The sequence below is a fragment of the Micromonospora sp. WMMD737 genome (genome assembly GCF_049179055.1).
In the GTDB taxonomy this organism is placed as follows: domain Bacteria; phylum Actinomycetota; class Actinomycetes; order Mycobacteriales; family Micromonosporaceae; genus Micromonospora; species Micromonospora reichwaldensis.
In genome coordinates this window covers 2962778-2983182 of the sequence record NZ_JBMHMH010000001.1, presented here as the reverse complement: position 1 = coordinate 2983182, position 20405 = coordinate 2962778, and the positions used below count along the sequence as shown (strand labels likewise).

37 protein-coding genes are annotated in these 20405 nt (G+C 71.4%); all 37 read right to left on the bottom strand.

Translation table 11 applies throughout. From position 1 onward, the window contains the following. The gene (locus ACN27A_RS12295) at positions 1 to 2298 is read right to left on the bottom strand and encodes a 2'-5' RNA ligase family protein (protein ID WP_421452695.1); all 2298 of its coding nucleotides are present in this window, start codon (positions 2296 to 2298) and stop codon (positions 1 to 3) included. Continuing rightward, positions 2285 to 2536: a hypothetical protein gene (locus tag ACN27A_RS12290; protein WP_421452692.1), complete on the bottom strand. Its 252-nt coding sequence runs from the start codon at positions 2534 to 2536 to the stop codon at positions 2285 to 2287. The genes ACN27A_RS12295 and ACN27A_RS12290 overlap by 14 nt, the downstream gene beginning before the upstream one ends. 52 nt (positions 2537 to 2588) lie before the next feature. After that, positions 2589 to 2876 carry a hypothetical protein gene (locus ACN27A_RS12285; protein ID WP_421452689.1) on the bottom strand — a complete coding sequence of 96 codons (288 nt, stop codon included), beginning with the start codon at positions 2874 to 2876 and terminating at the stop codon, positions 2589 to 2591. A 15-nt stretch (positions 2877 to 2891) separates the two neighbouring features. Next, positions 2892 to 5129 (bottom strand): phage portal protein family protein, encoded by a 2238-nt coding sequence (locus tag ACN27A_RS12280; RefSeq protein WP_421452687.1) that lies wholly within the window; start codon positions 5127 to 5129, stop codon positions 2892 to 2894. A gap of 21 nt (positions 5130 to 5150) precedes the next feature. Further along, entirely contained in the window at positions 5151 to 6722 is a 1572-nt protein-coding gene (gene terL, locus ACN27A_RS12275; RefSeq protein WP_421452684.1) for a phage terminase large subunit, read from the bottom strand. Continuing rightward, on the bottom strand, positions 6679 to 7227 hold the full coding sequence (locus tag ACN27A_RS12270; protein ID WP_421452681.1) for a hypothetical protein: 549 nt from the start codon (positions 7225 to 7227) through the stop codon (positions 6679 to 6681). Before ACN27A_RS12270 ends, terL begins: the two co-directional genes overlap by 44 nt. A gap of 80 nt (positions 7228 to 7307) precedes the next feature. Further along, positions 7308 to 7814, bottom strand: a complete 507-nt coding sequence (locus tag ACN27A_RS12265; RefSeq protein WP_421452678.1) for a hypothetical protein — start codon at positions 7812 to 7814, stop codon at positions 7308 to 7310. Between the two features lie 116 nt (positions 7815 to 7930). Continuing rightward, positions 7931 to 8335, bottom strand: coding sequence for a hypothetical protein (locus tag ACN27A_RS12260; protein ID WP_421452676.1), 405 nt, complete (start codon positions 8333 to 8335; stop codon positions 7931 to 7933). Further along, on the bottom strand, positions 8332 to 9150 hold the full coding sequence (locus tag ACN27A_RS12255; RefSeq protein WP_421452675.1) for a hypothetical protein: 819 nt from the start codon (positions 9148 to 9150) through the stop codon (positions 8332 to 8334). Before ACN27A_RS12255 ends, ACN27A_RS12260 begins: the two co-directional genes overlap by 4 nt. A 124-nt stretch (positions 9151 to 9274) precedes the next feature. Beyond that, the gene (locus ACN27A_RS12250; RefSeq protein ID WP_421452672.1) at positions 9275 to 9526 is read right to left on the bottom strand and encodes a hypothetical protein; all 252 of its coding nucleotides are present in this window, start codon (positions 9524 to 9526) and stop codon (positions 9275 to 9277) included. Continuing rightward, positions 9523 to 9708, bottom strand: coding sequence for a hypothetical protein (locus tag ACN27A_RS12245; RefSeq protein ID WP_421452669.1), 186 nt, complete (start codon positions 9706 to 9708; stop codon positions 9523 to 9525). The genes ACN27A_RS12250 and ACN27A_RS12245 overlap by 4 nt, the downstream gene beginning before the upstream one ends. Continuing rightward, positions 9705 to 9926 carry a hypothetical protein gene (locus ACN27A_RS12240; protein ID WP_421452667.1) on the bottom strand — a complete coding sequence of 74 codons (222 nt, stop codon included), beginning with the start codon at positions 9924 to 9926 and terminating at the stop codon, positions 9705 to 9707. The genes ACN27A_RS12245 and ACN27A_RS12240 overlap by 4 nt, the downstream gene beginning before the upstream one ends. A 35-nt stretch (positions 9927 to 9961) precedes the next feature. Continuing rightward, positions 9962 to 10312, bottom strand: coding sequence for a hypothetical protein (locus ACN27A_RS12235; protein WP_421452664.1), 351 nt, complete (start codon positions 10310 to 10312; stop codon positions 9962 to 9964). Between the two features lie 34 nt (positions 10313 to 10346). Further along, positions 10347 to 10655, bottom strand: coding sequence for a hypothetical protein (locus ACN27A_RS12230; RefSeq protein WP_421452662.1), 309 nt, complete (start codon positions 10653 to 10655; stop codon positions 10347 to 10349). Further along, positions 10652 to 11014: a hypothetical protein gene (locus ACN27A_RS12225; protein WP_421452660.1), complete on the bottom strand. Its 363-nt coding sequence runs from the start codon at positions 11012 to 11014 to the stop codon at positions 10652 to 10654. The genes ACN27A_RS12230 and ACN27A_RS12225 overlap by 4 nt, the downstream gene beginning before the upstream one ends. Further along, positions 11011 to 11373 carry a DUF6221 family protein gene (locus ACN27A_RS12220; RefSeq protein WP_421452657.1) on the bottom strand — a complete coding sequence of 121 codons (363 nt, stop codon included), beginning with the start codon at positions 11371 to 11373 and terminating at the stop codon, positions 11011 to 11013. Before ACN27A_RS12220 ends, ACN27A_RS12225 begins: the two co-directional genes overlap by 4 nt. Then, entirely contained in the window at positions 11370 to 11759 is a 390-nt protein-coding gene (locus ACN27A_RS12215) for a hypothetical protein (RefSeq protein WP_421452654.1), read from the bottom strand. The genes ACN27A_RS12220 and ACN27A_RS12215 overlap by 4 nt, the downstream gene beginning before the upstream one ends. Further along, the gene (locus ACN27A_RS12210) at positions 11756 to 11989 is read right to left on the bottom strand and encodes a hypothetical protein (RefSeq protein ID WP_421452652.1); all 234 of its coding nucleotides are present in this window, start codon (positions 11987 to 11989) and stop codon (positions 11756 to 11758) included. Before ACN27A_RS12210 ends, ACN27A_RS12215 begins: the two co-directional genes overlap by 4 nt. After that, positions 11986 to 12252 (bottom strand): hypothetical protein, encoded by a 267-nt coding sequence (locus ACN27A_RS12205; RefSeq protein ID WP_421452649.1) that lies wholly within the window; start codon positions 12250 to 12252, stop codon positions 11986 to 11988. The genes ACN27A_RS12210 and ACN27A_RS12205 overlap by 4 nt, the downstream gene beginning before the upstream one ends. Then, a complete protein-coding gene (locus tag ACN27A_RS12200; protein ID WP_421452647.1) occupies positions 12252 to 13541 on the bottom strand; it encodes a hypothetical protein in 1290 nt (429 codons plus the stop codon). The genes ACN27A_RS12205 and ACN27A_RS12200 overlap by 1 nt, the downstream gene beginning before the upstream one ends. 85 nt (positions 13542 to 13626) lie before the next feature. Beyond that, positions 13627 to 13923 carry a hypothetical protein gene (locus ACN27A_RS12195; RefSeq protein WP_421452644.1) on the bottom strand — a complete coding sequence of 99 codons (297 nt, stop codon included), beginning with the start codon at positions 13921 to 13923 and terminating at the stop codon, positions 13627 to 13629. A 131-nt stretch (positions 13924 to 14054) separates the two neighbouring features. Further along, entirely contained in the window at positions 14055 to 14420 is a 366-nt protein-coding gene (locus ACN27A_RS12190; RefSeq protein ID WP_421452642.1) for a hypothetical protein, read from the bottom strand. Continuing rightward, positions 14417 to 14635: a hypothetical protein gene (locus ACN27A_RS12185; protein ID WP_421452641.1), complete on the bottom strand. Its 219-nt coding sequence runs from the start codon at positions 14633 to 14635 to the stop codon at positions 14417 to 14419. Before ACN27A_RS12185 ends, ACN27A_RS12190 begins: the two co-directional genes overlap by 4 nt. Positions 14636 to 14637: 2 nt before the next feature. Then, positions 14638 to 15300 (bottom strand): hypothetical protein, encoded by a 663-nt coding sequence (locus tag ACN27A_RS12180; RefSeq protein WP_421452640.1) that lies wholly within the window; start codon positions 15298 to 15300, stop codon positions 14638 to 14640. After that, positions 15297 to 15785, bottom strand: a complete 489-nt coding sequence (locus ACN27A_RS12175) for a hypothetical protein (protein ID WP_421452637.1) — start codon at positions 15783 to 15785, stop codon at positions 15297 to 15299. Before ACN27A_RS12175 ends, ACN27A_RS12180 begins: the two co-directional genes overlap by 4 nt. Next, positions 15782 to 16591, bottom strand: a complete 810-nt coding sequence (locus ACN27A_RS12170) for a hypothetical protein (protein ID WP_421452635.1) — start codon at positions 16589 to 16591, stop codon at positions 15782 to 15784. The genes ACN27A_RS12175 and ACN27A_RS12170 overlap by 4 nt, the downstream gene beginning before the upstream one ends. A gap of 11 nt (positions 16592 to 16602) precedes the next feature. Further along, positions 16603 to 16827 carry a hypothetical protein gene (locus ACN27A_RS12165; RefSeq protein WP_421452632.1) on the bottom strand — a complete coding sequence of 75 codons (225 nt, stop codon included), beginning with the start codon at positions 16825 to 16827 and terminating at the stop codon, positions 16603 to 16605. Then, a complete protein-coding gene (locus ACN27A_RS12160; protein WP_421452629.1) occupies positions 16824 to 17261 on the bottom strand; it encodes a hypothetical protein in 438 nt (145 codons plus the stop codon). Before ACN27A_RS12160 ends, ACN27A_RS12165 begins: the two co-directional genes overlap by 4 nt. Continuing rightward, complete coding sequence (locus ACN27A_RS12155) at positions 17258 to 17458, bottom strand: hypothetical protein (RefSeq protein ID WP_421452627.1); 201 nt, start codon at positions 17456 to 17458, stop codon at positions 17258 to 17260. The genes ACN27A_RS12160 and ACN27A_RS12155 overlap by 4 nt, the downstream gene beginning before the upstream one ends. Next, entirely contained in the window at positions 17455 to 17778 is a 324-nt protein-coding gene (locus ACN27A_RS12150; RefSeq protein WP_421452625.1) for a DUF4031 domain-containing protein, read from the bottom strand. The genes ACN27A_RS12155 and ACN27A_RS12150 overlap by 4 nt, the downstream gene beginning before the upstream one ends. Before the next feature lie 31 nt (positions 17779 to 17809). Continuing rightward, positions 17810 to 18301: a hypothetical protein gene (locus tag ACN27A_RS12145; RefSeq protein ID WP_421452623.1), complete on the bottom strand. Its 492-nt coding sequence runs from the start codon at positions 18299 to 18301 to the stop codon at positions 17810 to 17812. Positions 18302 to 18303: 2 nt separating this feature from the next. Further along, on the bottom strand, positions 18304 to 18726 hold the full coding sequence (locus tag ACN27A_RS12140) for a hypothetical protein (RefSeq protein ID WP_421452620.1): 423 nt from the start codon (positions 18724 to 18726) through the stop codon (positions 18304 to 18306). 23 nt (positions 18727 to 18749) lie between these two features. Further along, complete coding sequence (locus ACN27A_RS12135) at positions 18750 to 18962, bottom strand: hypothetical protein (RefSeq protein WP_421452617.1); 213 nt, start codon at positions 18960 to 18962, stop codon at positions 18750 to 18752. Next, on the bottom strand, positions 18962 to 19201 hold the full coding sequence (locus tag ACN27A_RS12130; protein WP_421452615.1) for a hypothetical protein: 240 nt from the start codon (positions 19199 to 19201) through the stop codon (positions 18962 to 18964). Before ACN27A_RS12130 ends, ACN27A_RS12135 begins: the two co-directional genes overlap by 1 nt. Further along, complete coding sequence (locus tag ACN27A_RS12125) at positions 19198 to 19473, bottom strand: hypothetical protein (protein WP_421452613.1); 276 nt, start codon at positions 19471 to 19473, stop codon at positions 19198 to 19200. Before ACN27A_RS12125 ends, ACN27A_RS12130 begins: the two co-directional genes overlap by 4 nt. Next, a complete protein-coding gene (locus ACN27A_RS12120; protein ID WP_421452610.1) occupies positions 19470 to 19667 on the bottom strand; it encodes a hypothetical protein in 198 nt (65 codons plus the stop codon). Before ACN27A_RS12120 ends, ACN27A_RS12125 begins: the two co-directional genes overlap by 4 nt. Beyond that, positions 19667 to 20401: a DnaB-like helicase C-terminal domain-containing protein gene (locus tag ACN27A_RS12115; RefSeq protein ID WP_421452607.1), complete on the bottom strand. Its 735-nt coding sequence runs from the start codon at positions 20399 to 20401 to the stop codon at positions 19667 to 19669. The genes ACN27A_RS12120 and ACN27A_RS12115 overlap by 1 nt, the downstream gene beginning before the upstream one ends. Positions 20402 to 20405 lie beyond the last annotated feature (4 nt).

The following is a 20405-nucleotide window of genomic DNA, read 5'->3' as shown; positions in this document are numbered from 1 at the left end:
TCATGCTCCCTTCGCGGCGTACGGGCCATCGAGGCCGGCGGTCAGGGCCTCGTACTCGTCGTCGATGCCGGCGGTCTCGTCGGCGCCGGTGTAGCCGGTCGCGGCCACCGGCACGGCCGTGTTGGGGGCGATCGACGCCAGGATCTCGGTGATGACCTCGGGCGCCCGCTCGTAGCGGGCCTCCCAGCCCTCACGGTCGGCGGGCTTGATGCGGCCCTCCCGGACCGCCCCGTCGAACAGGGCCTTCTTCGCGTCGGCCGCCGCACTGGCCTTGATCTTCGCCAGCTCGCCGGACAGCTCCGCGATCTGGTTCTTCATCTCGTCGCGGGCCGCCGCGACCTGGTCGGGGCTCGGCGCGGCGTCGGCCTTCGTCTTCAGCTCGGCGAGCGCGGCCATCACGGCAGCGTCGTCGGCGTCGTTCGCGAGGCCGAGCCGCGAGCGCACGTCGGTGCTCAGGGTGGACACAGGGTCCTCCTTCGGGTCGGTGTTGGGCTCCGGCTCGGCGGCCGGGGGATTGGGGGCCGGCTCGCTCGGCGCGGGCTCGACGGGGTTGACCGGAGCGGGCTCGCTCTCGGCCGGTGCGGTTGTGGGCTCGGCGGCCGGTGCCGGGGGCGTCACGGCCGGCTGTTCCACCGGCGGCGCTGGGGGCGGCTCCGGCGTGGGCCGGGACTCCTCGGCGGACGCGAACACCATCCGCGACGCCGCCACCTGCTCGTCGGCCGGCACGTACGCGGTGCGGACCCGCTGCGGGGTACCGAACTCGATGCGGTCGCCATCGACCGTCACCGGCACGCGCACAAGGCTGCGGTCGGTGTTGTCCATGACGATCACCTCGTCGGGGGCGGCCTCGACGATCCACTGCTGCTCGGGCTGGCCGGACGAGTTCCACGCCTGGTGGATCCGCTCGGTCAGCGTGGGCTGGGGGTTGGGCACGGCGGATTCCTCCGATGCGTTGACGTTGCGGCGGTCACCGGGCCACAGTCCGGTCGCCTGGTGGTGGTACTCGGCGCACAGGCCCTCGGGGTCGCGGACGTGCTTGCGGAGGTGGCGGACGCAGCGGGTGAAGTCACCGCCGGTACCCCACCGGATCTTCGCGGCGCCCTCGCCGCGCAGCCAGTAGTCGCGCAGCTTGCCGTCCCCGGCTGCGGCGACCGGCAGCATCGGGCCGGGCACGTCCAGGTCGAACAGGTTGCCGCCGTCCACGGCCGTCAGGGGGATGTCGAAGTGGTCCCCGGCGAACGCGACTCGCACCCGGCAGAACCGCAGCGGGCCGGTGCGGTCGGTCAGCTCGGCGACGCGGCTGAGATCGTCGGTGTAGGCGAGCGTCACGTGCGGCACCCACGGCCGGTGCTGGGCGGGCAAGTCCAGCCGGTTGAGGCTGGCGACCTCGTTGACGACGGAGCGGACGAGCCGCTGCGTGTCGGCCAAATCGTCGCCCGACACCCCCAGCACGAGGCAGGTGTCTCGGTCCTTGCCGTCGGCAGGTGCGTCGCCGGGCGGATTGAACACGGAGATCGCGAAGCCGTGTGCTTCGGCGATCGGGACGCCGTTGGTGGCGCGGCGGATCGCGTCAACGATCTCCGCCCGGACCTTCGGGGACAGCTCGTCGGCTTTCCCGAGGTACATGAGGGTGACGTGCAGCTCGTCGACCGGCTCCCCGCCTTCGACGGCGAGGCGTTGCGCGTCTTCGGGGGTGGGGATGAGGGCGACCATCGCCCCGGTGTGCGCCGGCGCCTGATCGCCATCGGCTGCGGCCTTCAACGCAGCACCGGGCACCGATGCAGCGATCCGTACCTCGTCCTCCCCGGGCACACGATCCGCTGCCGCGGCGAGCCCGTACAGGGCGCGCACGTCGTCGAGGTTGTTCAGGGCGGTGAGGGTAGACACGCCGGGCGGGGTGACCCCGAGGAGCGCGACGGCGGTCAGCACGAACGGGTGGGTGTGCCCGAGGCCGCACCGGTAGTTGTAGGAGCCCTCCACCGACCGGTTGGGCCAGGCGGCGGCCTGCACGTCGGTCAGCCACGCCGGGCTGACCTGGTCGGCAATGAGGGTGTGTCCGCCGTCGGTGGTGCGCAGGTTCTCGTACCAGCCGATCGCGGGTTCCCCGTCGCCGGGCGTGAACCGGGTGTCGGTGTGGCCGATCTTGACGATGGGCTTCTGGATGGCCGGGCAGGACATGGCGGCGACGGCGGCGGCGAGGTCACCGCTGGTGGCGGTCCACTGGCCGGTGGAGATGTCCCAGCGGCCGGTGCGGATCAGCTCGACGCCGGGGCGGCGGGCCAGCTCAACGGTCGGCATCCTCACCACCCGCCTTTCTGATGCTCGATGGGTGGTGGAGGTCGGCGTCGTGTCCGCTCACGTAGCAGCCGTCGGCGCGTTCCAGGACAGGCGTGAACCCGGTCGGGAACGCCCGATCGATGCGGGGGTCCTTCGTGCGGGTCCACAGGTAGAGGGCTTTGCCGGCGACCTGGTGGAGGTCGCCGTCGGCGTCGACGACGATGCTGTGGCCGGCGGTGGTGATCTCGACGCGCGCCAACCGACCCCCCTCGCGGTGGGTCCGATGCCGGGCTACCCGGCGGCGCGGATCGTCAGAACAGGGTGGGTTCGTCGCCCGACGCCGTGACCGGCTTACCGCCGGCCTTGCCGTATGCGTCGGCGAGCACCTTGTACTGCTCGGGGGTGAGGCGGGAGTCGCTGTTCACGAGGTCCCACGAGTCGCCGCTGGCGGGGGTGTCGTCGTGCACACCCCACGCCTGCGCGTCGGTCGTCTTCGGCAGGGCCGTCCACCGGCGCTGCCGGAAGTCGGTGGCGGCCTGGTCGAGGGTGATGCGGCCAGCCATCAGGCCGTCGAGCACGTCACGCACGCTGCGACTCACCAGCATCCCCCTCTCTCAGCCTTGCCCGATTGGTTGGGCCGGGCGGCCCGTCACCGAGTTGTCGTACATCGCCCACGCCGCGAAGCGGTCGCGGAGCGAGTCGAACACCTCACGGTTGAGGGTGGCCCCACCGCTGGTCTTCTGCGCCCGGATGATCGCCGGAGGCACGAAGCGCCCGCCGTGGCCCTTGCCTGCCCGGTACTTGTCGACGCCGCGCCGGTATCGGGACAGAGCCCGATCTACGGACACCTCAACGGGGATGTCGACGAACACGCCGCGCGTCTTGTAGCCGTGGCGGGCCAGGGCATCGAGCCGCGATGTGACGCCGCCCTCTGACGACATCGTAATGTCCCAGATCACGTTGCGGCGGTCGCGGTACGCCATGTCGGCCAGGAGCTTTGTGATCCTGGACGACTCCTCGTGAACCAGCGCGGCCCGCTCCATCGGTGACAGGTCGGGGGCGTCGGGCACCTCGGGGATGAGGCCCCGGTCGGCCATCAGTTCTTTGACGTCGTCGGGGTTGAGGGTGAGGTACTGCGACTGGTCGATGCCGGCGTGGTCGCGCAGCACCGTGCTCTTGCCGGCGCCGCCGAGGCCACCGGCGATGACGGCCTTGCCGTCGCGGGGCACCTTGTCGGCCTTGGCGTACAGCTCTGCGGCGATCTCCCGGTGCAGGCGGTCTCGTTCCGGCTTCCACGCCCCGGTGGCGGTGGTGTGGGTGATGTCGGTCGACAGGGTTTTGCGGGCCTTGCCGATGGCCTGCTCGACCATCTTCTGCCGTTCGGCGAACTCGGCATCGGACATCGGTCCATCGGTGCTGCCGCCGGTGCCCGTTGACGGCTTGCCGCCGCCACCGGCGCCACCGGTGCGGGTCCACTTGCCGTCGCGGTCGCGCCGCTGGTTCGGGTCGAACCCACGGCGGCGGGCCGCCACGGTCTGCCCCTCGTCGGCGGTGTCTTCTTCCTCGGTCCCGGCCGGGTCTTCCTCGGTGTCGGGCTGGTGAGGAAGACGAGCCGGCGGGCCTGCCGGCAGCGGCCGGGGAGCGTTCGGGTCACGCTCGGGCAGCCGGTACTCGCGGCGCACCCACGCCTCCAGCTTCGGATCCGCGGCGAGGGCGCCCGAGTTGAGGAGCAGTTGCAGCGACTCGGCGGTGATCTCGCGGCGGGAGCCGACGCCGGACACGACGACCCGGGGGGCGGGCTCGTCTTCGCCCCAGTTCCAGTCGACGATCGGCACGCACACCTGCCGGGTAGCGGTGTCGGCGATCGCCTCCGCCTCCGATTCGAGGGCGAGGGTCCACGACTCCAAGAAGGTCTGGCCGAGAGCCCGGGAGCCGGTTTCGGTGGAGCCCAGGTCCAGGTGCGGCATGAGGACCGACCCGGCCATCTCCTGGTTCAAGAAGCGGGTGAACCCGACGGTGTCGGGGACCGACCCGGACAGGCCGACGATGCGCATGGTGAAGCCGGGTGGGGTCGCGGCGCCGGCCTGGTCACCGGCGCGGGCCGCCGACACCAACCGCTGCGCCTCGGCCATCTGCGCGGGCGACGGGTTCGTGCCGGGCAGCGCCTCAGCGACCGGGACGCCGGCACCCCACCTGCGGTTCGAGATGGCGGAGACCCGCACCATCTCCTTCTTGATTAGCCACGGCGCGTACGCGGGCCGCAGCAACGATCGGCCCTGCCACGACGCCCCTTCCCGGCTCCGGGAGTAGAAGACGAGCCGGCCGGCGGGGATCTGCGGCGACGCGTGCCGGTAGGTGATCTGCTGGTCGATACCGAGCAGCCGGCCGGTCTTCGGGTCGGCATGGATTGCGGTGATCGTCGCGGGGATGCGCTCGGCGAGGACCGCCAGCCGGGCCCGCCCGTCCGCGTCGATCTCCGCTTCCATCTCGAACGCGTAGTGACCCCACACCTGGGAGAGCAGCGCCGACCGCAGGTGGTCGTTCCACGACACGCCCCGACGTCGGGCACTGCCGGCGTGGTCGTCACCGACCACGTTCAGGCCGAGGCAGTCGGCGACGAACTGCGTCACCTCGGGCCGGCAGCCGGCGCCGTCGAGCTGCCACTGAGCCCGCCGGATCTGCAACGCGTACCCGTCAATGATGGCGGTGAGGCGCGGGTCGGTGCGCATCTCCGCGTACACGGGCACGCTCGCCGGGTACAGCAGGGCGGGGATGTGCTCGTAGACGTCGGCGACGATCGTGCCGTACTGGCCGTCGTCGACCATGCCGATGAGGGAGGTGGGGGCGGTCATCGCGGCCACCCCCTGCCACAGCTACAGCGGTTCGCTGGCCCAGTCGACCTCGTCGGCCGATGGCAAGGACAGAGGCGAAGGCGTCGGTGGGCCGGGTGCAGCACGGGTGATTGCGACCCTCACCGCATAGGCGAGCGTGTCCACCTGGTCATCGTGCGAGGCGTTCGGGAACGCGGCGTGCTCGTCGACCCACAGCTTCGTCCACCATGCCCCGGCCGGTAGCCACACCCGCCCGTTCGAGCACCACGCCGACGCAGGCAGCGCCCGCGACAGCTTGTCGGTCTCCGCTTCCAACGGAGTGATCGAGATGCCAGCGTTCGCGGCCTCCCGCACCAGCGTCAGCCCGTGCTGGGTGGCCTCCACGAACACGGTGTCGAGCTGCCACTTCTCGACGAGTGGCCGGGCGTGGCGGAAGTGGTCGTGTTCGCCGATGCGGGCTCGGAGCCGGTCGAGTAGCACCAGGTCGCCGGAGATGGTGCGGGCCCACGCGGAGATGACGGTCCAGTCGGCGCTGGTCTTGGTGGATGCGGCGAGGTCGACGGTGGCGAATCGCCAGCAGTCCCGCAGGTCGTACGTGCGTCCGCCGAGGACGAGGGCGGTCCCGGGGCCTGGTGACCAGTAGCGCCACCAGATCCGCTTGAAGATATTGCCCTCTGCTGGGGCTGGCCGCTGCTGGTACATGGCGGCGAAGACGTACTCGCCGACGTCTTTGCGGACCTGCGCCCAATCGCGTGCGCCTCGGGCGGAGATCATGCCTTCGCCGCGGCGGCGGCCGAGGATGTCGTTGTCTTCTTCGGCGACGGCGGGGATCCGCAGCTTGCGCCATCGGCCGCCGGTGGTTTGGTCGCCCTCGTTGGCGATGATCTGCTGGATGGGTTCGGATTCGTGCCAGAGGGTTTGTATCCAGGCCATGCGGGCGTTGGGGCTGCCCATGCGGGGGATGAGCACGGAGCGGTAGACGCTCATGGCTCGTTCGCGGATGGTCTCCGACTGGGCTTCGCTCATGTTCTTGAGGGGGTCATCCACCAAGATCACATCGCCGGGTTTACCCGTCAGCGCCCCATTGATGCCCGCGCAGTACACCTGCCCCCGGTGACCGGCGATGTTCCAGCGGCCAGCAGCACGCGAGTCCTTACGCAACCGGATACCAAGATCGACGGTGCCGTCTTGACCCGACCACTGCTCGACCGCATCCTTGATCGCCGCACCCCACCGGCGAGCCATCTCATCGCTGTACGACACGATCAAGATGCGCAACTCGGGGTTGACGCAGACCAACAGCCACAGCGGAAACCAATAGCTGACGGTGGTGGACTTGCCCTCCTGAGGGCTGACGAACGCCGCGACCTTCTTCTCGCGCCCGTCGGCCAAGTCCACCAGGGCGGCGTTGATCAGATCAAGGGCGGGGGTGCGCCATACACCGACCCGCTCACCACTGTCGTCGAGCCGCGGCGGATCCAGCTCGGCGCCCATGTCCAGTGGCGACGGCCACCGCTCCCGCAAAGCGGCCCGCCGACGCTGCGCCTCAGCCTGCCGGCGGCGATCCCGTTCAGCCCGCAGTTCCCGCAGTGTCCGCAGCTTCTCCAGCCGCATCGCCTTCAAGCTCGGCGGCGAGCTTGCGGATTTCAGCGTCGATGGCGTCAATGGTGATCGCCTCCACCTTCGTGGGGGCGTCCAGGCCGAGGTACTTCGCCCGGCGTTCCTGGATCTTCAGCAGGGTCGAGATGGCCTGCAACACCGGGCCGTCGTCGAGTAGGGGCTTCGGCTCGTCCCTGTCCAGGGTCCGTTCGTCGTAGACGACCTTCCCATGGGAGACGGTGATGTGCTCCCGCTTCAGGACGGCCCACGCGTCAGCCCAGAGGATGTCGAGCCGCTGAAGCTCCGTCTCGCGGAGCACTTCCACGGCGGCCTGCTGCTCGGCGAGGTTCGCTTCGAGCGCCCGGCTGATGTCCTGGCACGCCGCACCCCGCGAGTTGTAGCCCAGCTCGTCGGCGATCTGCTGGTAGCTGGCCCCGGCGAGGCGCATGGCGACTGCGGTGGCCCGGCGTTGAGCGATGTTCACACGCTGGGCTTTGGTGGGTCGACCCACGGTGTTCACGATCCTTCATGGGTTCACGTTGGGGTTTCCCCGGCCCGCCACCCCGTGAAGGCGGGCCGGGGGGAACATGTGGGGATGGGTCAGTCGGCAGGGGTGAAGTCGACGTAGTAGAACTGGCCGGGCTCGAACCGGGCCTCGGGGTTGTCGACGTTCAGCTTCAGCTCACCCCACGGGGTTGCCTTGGTGAACCTCGCGTTCTCGGGGGTGCTGGTGTCGTAGACCGGCGTCAGGGTGTAGCTGCGCGACGTGTTGGCGTCGGTCGGGTCGCCGTTGAAGGTGACGGAGTTGCAGCGGAACTTGGCGCGAACGGCCATGGCGGGTCTCTCCTGGGTGCGGTCGTTGGGGGGCGGAGCGTGAAGTCCGCGCAGTTCGGTCAGCAGCTTCTCGATGCGGTCGAGGCGGTCGCAGATGTCGCGGTCGTCGGCGGCTTCGGCGGCGCCCCAGTCGGTGGAGACGTTGGCGTAGAGGCTGGCGATCCAGACGAGGACGACGCTGTTGGCCCAGCCGAGGGGGAATGACAGGGCGCCGATGATGAGCCAGATGGCGGCTCTGGCGCGGTGGAACCACACCACTTGGCGGCCGGCCATGGACCACCCCCGTGTACGCCAAAAGCCCGCCGCGACCAGGGGTCGGGCGGGCTTTGGAGACAGTGGTGCTGCGCCAACATATACCGGGCGGAACACGTTGAGTGCAAGCTGGGTGGCTACGTGTGTCGTTGGCGGCGCATCACGGCGACGGCTTCGAGTACCTGGCCGGCGAGGTAGATGGTCTCTCGGCCACGTTTGTCGAAGCGGGGGAGCACCTTCCGGGTGGGGTCGTCGGGGTGGTTGGCGCACGCCCATTTGCGGATCATCAGGGGAGTGACGTTGACGAGTTCGGCGGCTTCGGCGGTGGTGAGTTCCCGGTCGGGTTCGATGACGTCTTCCCGGTCCAGCGGCCAGGTTTCGCCGAAGCTGGCGGCGGTGGCGTCGGCCTGGTCGCACAGGTCGGGGCGGGCGGCGCGTAGGTGTGCCCGGTACATGCGGGCGATGGCGCGTGCCCGGTGGGTGGGGTTGTCGAGGTAGTTGGGCCAGCGGGGGTTGGTCTGCTTGTCGTAGTCGGGGGTCACGGGGTGGCCGCCTCGGCGGGCGCGGCGTCGGCCGGCGAGGGCTCGGCGGGCTCGGGCTCCGGGTCGGGGGTGCCGGGCCATCGAAGCGTCAGCAGGTAGGCGTCGTAGTCCTCTTCCGGGCGGTGTTGGTCGCAGCGGTCGCAGTACACCCGGCAGTCGTCGTCTTCGTAGCGGGGCTCTGCCCGGTAGAGGGGGCCGTCGAGTTGGTCGGCGTCGCGGCCGTCGCAGGCCCAGCAGTCGCCGGGCACCCACCGGGAGCGGTGTGTCCAGCCGAGCATGGCGCGGGCGCGGGCGCGGAGCTGCTGGAGGTGGTGGACGGCTTCCCAGCCGGCGACGTCGGTGGGCTCGTCCTCGCATCCGGTCGGGTAGACCGTGGTGGCGGGGAGGGCGGCGAGGATGCGTAGGCGGGGGTGCAGGACGGTGACGGCCCGGTGCACTGCCGCGCCGTGACGGACCAGCGGCGGCAGATCGGCCAGGTGGGCGGCGGCCCGCACCTCCGTCTCCCAGGTCGTGAGGACGTGGTGGATCTCCCGCTGCAACGCCTCCGGCGCCCCACGTAGCGGCATCGGCGGGTCGCGGCGGGCGCCGGGCTGCGTGTTCATGGCCTGCGACAGCGACGGGGCCTGCATCTGCTCCAGGTCGATCCAGTCGTAGAGCAGGGTGTTGACGTCGCGGGCGGCGGCGGTCAGGCACGGGTCGCACAGAGGGGATCGGCCGTCGGTCCACCCAGGGTGCTTGGCGATGTGGTCGTAGCTGTGGCACCGGGTGTCGGAGACGCACTGCCGGTCGTCGTGGTGCTCGGTGTTGTCGGTCATGCGGGATCTCCTCCGGCGCAGCTCAGGGGCTACTGTTGGTGGTGATCTACGCGCACCGTCGAGGGTTCGGGGGGATCAACGTTGGGCGGCGGCCGGATCGGGGGGTCCGGCCGCCGCCGGCATTTCAAGGCCGGCGGAACCCGACGAGGAACGCGACGATCGCGCCGACCGTCAGGATCAGCTCGTTGTGGGCGATGCCGAGGCCGAGCCAGATGGTGCCGGCCAGCCACAGCAGGTCCGCCCGGTCGACGTCCGGTCGGCGGCGGGATTCCGTGCCGGGTCCTTCCGAGAGCAGCGAGGGGTGGGCGGAGGCAATCCGCCGCCACGTCGCCCACGGAAGCGGCTGCCGCGGCGTCTTCGTGCGGGGCGGCTTCACCGCGAGCTGTCCGGGATCGGCACGCCGGGTGCGGCCTGAACGTGACGGCGGGCGCCGAGCGCCTGCCCGCACACGCAGTTCCCGGCGCCGGAGTGGACGTCGCGGGCGTAGACATGCGGCTGCCCGTACTGGCTGGGGAACGGGCCGACGGAGCCCTCCCAACCGGGGACGTCGGCGTTCACCGGCCTGCCTCCCGGTCGTTGGCGTGCGTCAGCGGGTGCACGGGGGCGTTGAGGATGCCGGTCGGGTGCACGTAGTGGCTGATCGGCCCGTCGTCGGCGGTGTCGGTGATGGCGGTCCGGAGGGTGCCGTCGGTCAGTTCGACCAGCACCTCCAGCCGGTTGCCGTTGTGGGCGGTGTCCTTGATCAGCCACACGCCTTTGATTTCGATGGTGTCCACGCGGGTACCTCCGGGAGCTTGTGTGGGTGGGATGGTCACTGGTTGCCGTCGGACAGGCCCGGCGGGTGGATGACCGCCTGCGGGCGGGGTACGGATCCGGCACGGCCGGTGGTGTGGCGGATACCGGCCCGGACGGCGGAGTCCTTCGCGGCGACCAGGCCGTTGATGGCGGTGGTGAGTTCGGGGCTGTCCGTGCCGATCGCGTCGAGCAGGTTCACGGCAGCGGCGTAGAACGGCGCCGAGTAGGGGCGCAACGGCGGCGGTAGGTGCCCGTAGGTGAGCCACTGCAACCCGTCATGGATGGCGTCCCACCGGTGGCCGGCGACCATGTGGGCGTGTTCGGTGGTGCCGTAGGCGGGTGGTGGGCTGGTGGTCTGGTTAGGCATCGGTGGGTCCTTCCTGTTGGGTGTCGGGGGGCGGTCAGAAGCCGGTGATCTGGAACGGCGGGACGGGGACGGCCGCGGCGGCGAAGCGCTCCAGCGCCCGCCACTCGGCGAGTAGCCGGCCGGCGCGCTCGTCCATGGCCCGGTAGTGGTCGCGGACCTGCTCTACCTGCTCGTCGGTCAGTGCCATCGTGTGGTGGTCGGCGGTGCGGATGCCGGTGATGTGCCGGGGCTTGTCCGGGTCCGCGTCGAGTACGACGGCGCCGGCCGGAATGCTGGCGTCGAGGTGCACCGGGATGGCGCATAGGTCACCGAGGGGCGAGCCGTAGGGTCGGAAGCTGCTCACAGCCACCACCACCTTCCCTTGTGCCGCCACGGCGGGACCCGGACACCGGCGGCAGCGGTGAAGAGGGCGTGGAGGGCCGAGGCGAGTCGGGACCGTGGGGGCGGCGGCAGGCTCCGCAGCTCGGCGGCAAGAGCCCGCAGCGTCTCGGCTGGCACGTTGAAGTGGACGCGTGGGGATGGCCTCGGTACGGGTGGGCGTTGCGCCGACGTGAGGAACACGCTGGGGCGGTCGAGTCGCCACCCTTCCCAGGGGACGTGGATCCACCGGTTGCCGTCGGAGTCGACGATGCCGCCTTCCCAGTTCCCGCCGTCGGGCAGCGGCCAGAACCGGCCGTACGGGGGCGTCGATGGGCGCGTCACGGCTGCCACTCCTCGCGGTAGCCGGGCTGGTTGACGTACGGCAGGGCCAGCATCTTGAGGAACCACACCGCCTGAGTGGCGGCCTCCCGATAGTCCGGGTCGGCGGGGAAGTCTTCGAGGTCGCGCGCCCGGTCTTCACACCACTTCACGAGCCGCCGCTTGGCGTTCAGGTCGGCGAGGTGCTGGCGGCACAGTTGCTCCACGTCCGGCCAGGCGTGCCAGCCGGGGATGTACTTTCCCAGCAGTTTTGGATCTTGCAGGGTGAGGCTCGTTTGCTGCGCCCAGTAGAGGAGAGTCCGGGTCTGCTTCTCGGCGGCGTCGATCTGCTCGGCGAGCCACGTCAAGAGGTCGTCGCTCACCGTCGACCGCCGTTCCGGCGGCCCCGGCGCCCGTCGAGCCGAGCCGGTCCGGGGCCCGTGTTGCGGTTCTTCCGCAGCCACAGTGCCCGCTCCATCGGTTCGACGGGCGGCTGCTCGGGGGCCACCTGTCCGACCGTTGGTAGGCGGCCGAGCGTTTCCTGCATCGCCGCGAGCACGGGTGCCATCTCGGCGGCGAAGGACTCCGCCATTCGCTCCATGGAGCGCCAGGACGCGGCTACGGCCTGCCGGATCTGTTCCCGGTTGATGTCCGGCGTGTCCGGGGTCCACTCCGGCGAGTACACGACGAAGTGCTCATCCTCCCGGTACCCGGCTTCCCGAAGGACGGCGGCCTGTCGCCTGTTGACCAGCGGACGACTGTCGCTCATGGCAGCTCCCGGGTGTGCACGAACGCCGTCAGGCATGGCCCGACATACCGCTTGCCGAGTCGCAGGTTCCAGCCGCGTAGCGTCCCGTAGCGGGTCCGCCAGAAGCCGATGTGTGAGCCGGGTGGGGTTCCGTAGTAGACGGCGAGCCGCAGCCACCGGCCGGTCGTCTTGATCACGATGTCGCCGCCGTGCTGGTCGACGCCTCGCTCCCGGCGGGCCTTGATCTTCATGGAGTTACCACCGATCCGCCCACTCGGCGGGCTCGGCCATTCGCCCAGTCGACTTGGACGTGCGCGGTGTCGGACTCGTCGTGCGCCCGCTGGTAGTCGGCGGGCCGGTAGGAGAGCGGGCAGCCGTGCCCGTCGTGACGGAGCCGAATGCCCACGCGGTCCTCGAAGGTGAAGGACATGCTGCTGTGCACGAGCGCGCCGTCGTAGTCGATGCGGTCGGCAAGGAACCGCAGCCTGCGGGCGAGGCGCCGTCGGAGGCTCATCAGGACGTCACCGTGGAGACGAACCCATCGCCTGGGATCGTGCCGAGCAGCGTCCATACCGCCGGGTCAGTCAGGTTGGCCGGGTCGAAGCTGCCGAGCAGCGTTCCGACTGTGTGGTGCCTGGCGGCAGTGTGCGCTTCTGGCCCTGCCTCCTGGGCGGCCTCGATCTGCCGTAGTAGCCCTGCGGCTTCGTCGTCGGCGATCCGGCGAAGCAACTGGGTCTCCATGCGGTCCCACTCCCGGCGCATGTAGGCGGCCGGGTCGTGAGCAGCCTCCAGCCGGGACTCCAGCACCACCATGTCGTAGCCGTACCTGCGGTTGCCGACGGCCGTCCGCAGCCGGTAGTGCCACTCCTGCCGGGCGGCCGAGCGTTCGGCGGTCATGACCAGCATCGGGCCCGGGTAGGGCGCGCGGCAATGGGGGCAGAGCTGGATCGTCTCCAGGGCTACGACCGCAGTGCCGCGGCCGTTTCCGACCAGCCGGGGAGAACCGGCCACCCGGACGCCGGCCAAAGGTGCACCGTGGCGGTGGCATTCGCGGCAGCGGCGCTCCCAGGCGGGGATGCCGAGCGCGGCGCGGGCCGCTCCCTGCTGTTGGTCAGCCTGGCGGCGGCGCTCCCGCGCCAGCCAGAGTAGGTAGGCAGCATCATCCGAGCCGGCACGGCGGTGGATGCGGTGGAATGTCGAGTAGTCGTCGAGCAGGTGGTACGAGATGGGGCCGTGCCACCGGACCGTCGGCAGCGGCCGGCGGCAGGTGTCGCACCACCACTCCCACGTCTCCTGCACCTCGCGGGGGACGTCGCGCAGCAGGGCTGGCCGCAGGTCGGGCGGCGGCAGCTCCACCTGGTCCGGGTCGGTCAACTGGCGTTCTAGCCGCCGCCACGTGTCGTGGATGCGGGCGACCTGCTCGGTGCTGATGGCCCCGTCGTCCGCGTCCATGTCGGTCAGGTCGCAGCCCACGAACCTGTGCCCGTCGTCGAGGCGGAGATGCCACACCGTGGGGTCGGCCCGCTTGAAGACTTGCGCGTTGTAGCGGCCTTCTCTGATGGCCACGGTGTTGGCGGCGTGGACGGCGGTGATCGGGACCAGGGCCGTGTCGTCGGCTGCGGTGACAAGGTCGGGTCGCCAGCGCATGGGGGTGGCGTAGTGGCCCGTCTGGCGGGTGTCGGTGTCGCGGGCGATGTGGGTGGGTTCGCAGTCGATGCCGCAGTAGAGGGAGCCAGGGCGGGGTGGGGCACCGCAGGGGCAGTCACCGTTGATGGCGCGGTCGATGGTGTCCAGGATGTGCATGTGGTGCTCTTTTCGTCACTCTGGGTGTAAGTGTGCAGGTTGGTGTTTGCGGGCCTGCGGCGACCCCCGGGCCTGATGGTGGGTGTCAGCCCGGGGGATCGTCTGTCTCCAACTCGCCGGTAACCTCGGCGTTCACGTCTTCGGCGTCGACGTCGTCACCCTCGGTAAGCGGAGAGGCGGCGTTGAGGAAGCCCAGCAGCCCCGGCCCCACGTCGGGTGTCGTCTTCCGGCGCCGAACCCGCACCTTCCGGGGGATCAGCCCACGCTTCTCGGCGCACTTCTCCCCGTAGCCGTCCCAGGTGCGCCCGGTCGGGACCGGCTGGCGACAGCCCCGGCAGCGGCGCGGCACAGCGAGGACGCCTGGGAGGCCCGGCAGGGTCACCGCTCAGCCCTTCCCCGACCGCTCGGACGGCTCCAGCCCGGCAGCCTGCACGGGGCAGAGTCGGCGACCGCAGGTGTCGCAGCGGGACGTGAGGCGCCGCCACCACCCGACCCAGCGGGCGTGGCGGCCCGTCACGACGACACCCCACGGCCGGCCGGTCCAACGCGCAGCGCGGGCCGCTGCTGGGCGGCCATCAACGCCCCCTCCACCACGCCGATCAGCCGGTCCACCCGGCCGCGCTCGTGCTCGTAGTCGGCACGCTGCTGCCGGCCCCCCGTGGTGTTGCCGTAGTGGTCGGCGAGGGCGTCGAGCAGCGCCATCGCCAGGTCGTCGGTGAGGGCCATCGACGGGCCCGGCATCGCGACGCCCTCCGGTATGACGTCGACGGTCTGCTCGAACCGGAGGGCCTGCACCGCGCCGCCGTCGAGGCGGCGGGCGATCTGCATGGCCACCCCGTTGAGCGCGGCGTCGGGCGTCACGACCACCCGCCACGTCATGACGGCCCCCCGGCGGTCGTGGCGGCGACAGCGCACGCCTCGCAGCACAGGGTGGGGCAGGTCGCCCCGTCCCGGCGGATGGGGCGCAGGCGGAGCCCTTCGGTGGTGCGGTCGCAGACCAGGTCGAGGCGACAGCGGGACACCTCGGCGTTGGTGCGGCGGCCGGTCGGGTCGGGGCTGCGGCCCACCTGCGGGCGGCTGGCGGTCTTCGGCATGATCAGTTTCCTTCCGGTGTGCTGGGTTTGTAGGCGTCCTCGGCCGGCGTCTCCTCGGGCTGCGGGGCCGGGCCGGTCGGGTAGTGGTCGGGCTTGTGGAGCAAGCCCCCGCCGCCGCACTCCGGGCAGCGGACGAGGGTGCCCATCAGCCCGCCGTCCTCCACCCGGTCACCGGCGCGCGGTGCCGGGGTCGCCTGGTAGCGCACGCCGTAGGTGTCGGCGACGTGCTGCGGCGGAAGGCTGACCAGCTTCCCGATCGCCTCGACGAGCAGGTCCCGTTCGGCGGTCACGTTGTGCAGGGCGAGCGTGTGGCCGGCGTCGTCGGCGCGTAGGCCGGCGATCGTGGCGTCGCGGTGGGCGACCGTGGCGTTGGCCTCGGCGATCTCCTGCTCGACGGCGAGGGAACGATGGCGGGCCCACGACCGCATCGTCCGGGCCCGACGTACCTCGCGGGCGGTATCGAATGCGCCGGCCGCGTCCAGGACGAGGCGGGCCCGTTCCCGGAAGATGTCCCGCTCGAAGACCCGCTCCTGGGTCTCGGGCAGGTCGGCGCGGAACGCGGTCGACTCGCAGGCGGCAGCGAGCGCGGCGGCGGCCGGCTCGACCAGAGCGGCCTCCTGGTCGCGGCGGCGGGCAGCCGCGATGGTCTCGGCGGTATCGGTCATCGGTGGGCCTTTCGTTGACGGTAGGAGCGGTGCAGGGCTGCCAGGCGGGCACGGCGGGCCGTCCATTCGCGGCAGCCGGCGCAGCCCTGTATGGCGGGGCGGATCGACAGGCGCGTGGCTCCGGCGGCGGCGAGTTCGCGGCGCACGGCGTCGGGTCCGTGCTCGACGGTCACGTTGTCGGGGGCGCGCATCGTCACCACCACCTCGGCGGGGTGGCCCCGGCCCTCGCACCGGTTGCACGGCTCCATGTCGTTCGCGGGGTGGCTGCCGGAGCCCTGGCAGGTGCGGCAGGGTGCGGTGGTGAGGCACCAGCAGTTGCACGGGTGCGTTTCGGCGAGCGCCTTCCAGGCGTGCGCGTTGCCGGGCACCGTGGCCACGGTCGGGGAGAACTCGGCGTCCTCGGCGTCCATCCAGGTGTGCGGGCCGCCCTCGTGCTGACCGAACTGGCAGGACCAGCAGCGCGAGTAGCAGACGACAGCGGTCACCAGCCCATCCCCGCCTGTACGGTCTGCGCCTCGCACACCGCGCACTGCACACCAGCAGCGTCGGAGGTGTCGCCGCTGGCGTCTGCCGGGTAGACCATTTCGTTCGGCCAGATGTCGTCGCCACAACCGGCGCAGGTCCGCCACTGCCGGGCCTGCCGGCCACCCACCGGCCAGAAGCCGCCCGGGGGGCGTTTCGGCGGCTGGGAGACGATGCGGTGCAGGTCGCGGAACAGGCGGCAGTCACCGAGGGCGGTGTGCCGGTCGTACCAGTCCGGGTCGAGGCCGCACGCGCGGGCGATCTCGTCGGACTTGCGCGGCGCCGCGCAGCCCTGCGCGAGCAGCCAACCCCGGGCCATGCCGGGCACGTCCTCGGGGTGGTAGTGCCAGCCGGGCTCGATGTCCCAGTGGGCCATGCGCGGGGCCAGGGTGCCGGTGTCGAACGCCGGGTTGGAGCCGCAGATGACGGCCTGGCCGGCGGTCAGCTCGGCGACCTCGGTCAGCATCAGCGACTCGCGGTACACGCCGTCGGGCTCGGGCAGGATCCCGGGTACGTCGTGCACGAGGTGCACGCGGTCGCCGGTGCGGGTCACCCAGCGGGCCTGCGGGTGCCGCTCCCAGAACCGGCCGATGTCGAGAGACACCGGGTTGGCGTGGGTGAGGTCGATGTCGAGGATGTCGACGAACCAGTGGTACTCGACGTCGCGGTGGCCGGGCTGGCGGATGATCGCGGCCACCTCCCACGGGCGGCGGCTCTCATCTAGACGGGTGGTTTCGCAGTCCAGCCACACCAGGGTCGGACCGGTCATGGGCTTCTCCTTCATCGCCGGCCGTCCGGCGGCGGGTTGCTGGTGTCGGGTAAGTCCCATCCGCCTCGCCATGCGCTGGCGATGGCCTCGCGGAAGGTGGACGGGTTGAGTAGGCGCCCGTGCGGCCCCCGCCGGTCGGTGACGAACACGTACGGGAACGTGACCGCCACGAAGGCCAGGCGGGCGGCCCGGGAGCGGGCGAACAGCCAGGCGGCGGCCCGGACGCGCCGCTTCACGACGCCCCTCCGCCGGCTGTCCGCTCCGGGTACAGGTGGGCGGTCATCTCTGGCGTCCACCGGTGCGACGGCAGCCAGTCGTACAGCGGCCCCAGGTCACCGAGGAGCACCTTCGCGCAGGCGTCGATGGTGGCGGCCTGCATGTCCAGCACCTCGGCGATGTCCGGCTGGTTCGCCGCGCCTCGGGCGTACTCGCGTCGCCCCTCAGCGGCGGACCGCAGCAGCGCGGCCAACTCGGCAGACACCAGCTCCACGGCGACCTCCGCCACCTCGTCGACACGGCGGGCACAGATCGCACAGTCGGCGCTGAACTGGTGGCGATCGTGCGCGGACCGCGCGGCCAGCTCGGGCCGTTCCGGGTCGGTCGCCCATTGGCGGGTGCGGAGCCGAGCGGCGAGGCGGACGGCGAGGGAACTCGGGTTGGGTTCCGTCACGGCCGTGTCTCGTTCTGGGCGGCGCGGATGTTGTCCTTGTGCTGCCGGTGCCAGCGCTTCCGCGCGTTCGCGCCGTGCAGCCCCTCTGACCGGGCGCCGCAGGAGCAGACGGCGGGGCCGCAACACACCGGGTAGCCGTCGCGGCTGATACGGCCCTCGTTCGGCAGGGTGTGACCGGCGAGGCGGTTGGTCTTCACGGTGTTGGTCCTTTCGGCCTGGCGCTCAGGGCGGCGCGGCGAGCTGTCGTGAGCGCCCCCATCTCGCGGATGTCGATGGGCTGTGCGCCCAGCTCGATCGCCGCCGACCGGTACTTGTCGGTGACGTCGTAGTGCCAATGCACGCACGGCAGGGTGGAGTGGCACTTCCGCTTGCAGGTCTGGAACCAGCCGGGCAGCAGCCCGAGCTCGGCGGCGAACGCGTTCAGCTCGTCCACCGTGTCGGCGGTGAGGTGGGACCAGCGGCCGGACGTACGGCCGACGCGGGCGGGGATGCGGGCGTTGTCGACGTAGACGGTCACCGGCGTCTCCGGATGACGATGAGGCGGTGGATCACGGCGCCGGCTCCCGGGTGGTGTCGGCGCTCGCCAACTGCGCTTCTAGCTGGGCGATCTTCTCCGCCGGGGTCAGTCCGTCGCACCGCTGGACCGTGAGGGCGTACCGGACGCCGTCGGGGTGGTCCAGGGTGAACGCGACGAAGTTCGCCGCGCCCTCGGTCTGCTGTAGGAGGCTGGCCATCCACAACGAGAGCGCCTTCACCGCGTCCTCGGTGCCGGTGGTGGGGTGGAAGGCGTAGGCGAGCAGGTCGCCGGACTCGTCCACGCCCAGGGCGATCTCACCGACCGCTCCGGTTGGCTGCTTCCGGCGCTGCCCCTTTGCCGGTGTGGCGGCAGGATCGTAGATGACGACCATGCCGCCGGTGCTGGGGTCGTTGGACAGCGACAGGGTGTGCTCGGGGTAGCACTTGCTCATGCCTCGCATGGCGGACAGTGCGGCGTCGAGGGTTCGGCCGGGCAGGATCTTCGCGACGACGTGACGGGACACGGTCAGACCTCCGCCTTCTCGCCCGGCTCGTTGAGGCCGGTCTGGTCGGCGGTCGCCGCTGCGGCTCCCTCAGCGGCGCCGCTTTCCAGCCAGCGGGCGTACAGCTTGGCGTCGGCGAGCGTGGCGCGGGCCAACCAGCCCGGGTCCTCGTCTTCCTTGATGGACATGACCTCGCGGCGCTGGGCGGCGGCGGTGTTCAGGGCGTGAAGCCGGATCTCGACCGGCGTCGGGTTGAACGGCTGGGCGCGGTCGGAGGTGGGGTCGGCGGACAGGGCACCGGCTACGGCGAGCGCGGTCCGCTCCACAGCGTCCATGCCGGACCAGCCGTGCTCGTCGTGGTTGGCGCTGGCGACGACCTCGCCGTTGACGTGAATCTCGATGTGCTCGTCGTCGGGACGCTCGATGGTGATCGGGCCGGTGGCCATGGGTGTCTCCTCGGGTGTGCGGATCAGGCGGATGCGGGCGGGGGCACGGAACGGCGGGCGCGGGGGCGACAGTTCGGGCACCGGTCGGTACGGGAACCGGGGGCACCGACCACCAGCCAACCGGCACGCTCGGCGGCGTCGCGGATCGTGCCCGCGTTCCACTGCGCTGCCGGCGGGCCGGTGAAGCGGGTTGGGCACTTGTCGCAGTCGAGTGCGACCACCACGGCGATAGCCATCAGGACTCCTCGGTGGTGCGAGTCGCGGTCCACTGCTCGAACGGGCCACACGGCTGGAACTCACCCGTCGGGATCTCCACTTCGACGAAGGCGCCGGTGTCCCAGCTCTCCATCTCCGTCACCGTCTCGGTGCCCGTGACCACCCACCTGCGGTGCTGCTTCGGGCAGCGCTTCGCGTGGGACCACTTCCCGCATCCCGTGCAGCGCCACAGCGTCACGGCGAGGGCGGGGGCGGTCATCGGGTGACTCCGGTGCCGACCGGCCGGGCAGCCCGTTCGTCCGGGGTCTGGCCGTAGAGCGTCTGGACGCAGCCGGCGCAACTACGGACCTGCCGCCAACCCGTGCCGCCCAACCAGAGGGCGCCAGGCGGCGCGGGCGTCGGGGGCAGGGCGGTGATGACGTGGCGGTCGCCGGGCCGGATGAGCCGGCGGCATCCGGTGGAGCGCACCCCGCAGTAGTGGGACTTGCGGGCGGTGCGCGCGGTGCGGATCTCGGGCATGGCGGCGGTCACCGGCTCCCGGTGTTGGCGTCTTCGTGGGTTGGCGCGTGTGGCGGGCAGTCCGCGGCCGGGTGGTCGCAGGGGGCGGGCAGCTCCAGCAGGTGGCCGTCGGGCATTCGGGCGGTCGTGGGCGACAGCCATACGCCGTTGGCGTCGGTGACGGTGCCGACCAGGTAGGCCCGGTCGAGCCACACGCGGCAGGCCATCACGGCGTCGTCACCCAGTGAGGGGCGGCCTCGGTGAGGCGGGCGTGTTCGAAGTCGGCGGTCAGGGGGAACCAGGCGTTGCCGTGGCGGCCGGTGACGGTCACGCCTACCCCGTCGGAGCCGGCGCCCGAGCAGATGGGCCGGTGCAGGAGCACGATGTTGTCGGCGACGCCCACCATGCCGGCCGGGAGGTTCCGCATGGCGTGGCCGATGTGTCCGCCATCCCAGTCGACGGGCTGTGTGGCGACAACTGCGATGTGGCGCGCGTCGGCCAGGTAGCGCAGTGCGGAGGCGGGGCCGGTCGGGTCGGTGAGGAAGCGGGTGCCGTCGACCAGCAGTAGGCGGGCCGGCGGCTCGTGCTGGGTGAGCGCGCGGCGCAGGCCGCCGACGGTGTTGGTGTCGTCGGCGAACCAGAACGGGGCCCCCGTCACCTGCCGTTCGGTGTCACGGACGCGGGCGGCGTCGTCCGGGTCGAGCTGGAAGCGCTGCATGGCGGCCAGTGGGGCGTCGGAGAGGGCGGAGGCGAGTCGCAGCATCCGGTCGGCGGCGCTCGTTTCGAGGTCGGCGAGGACGGTGGGCACCTGGTCGCGGAACGCCGCCGCGCAGCAGATGGTGTCGAGCATGGTGGTCATGCCGGACTGGGAACGGCCGGCGACGATGGTGAGGGTGCCGGGTTGGAGGCCGCCGCCGAGGAGGGTGTTGAGGCTGGGCAGGCCAGTGGAGATCAGAGTCATGGTC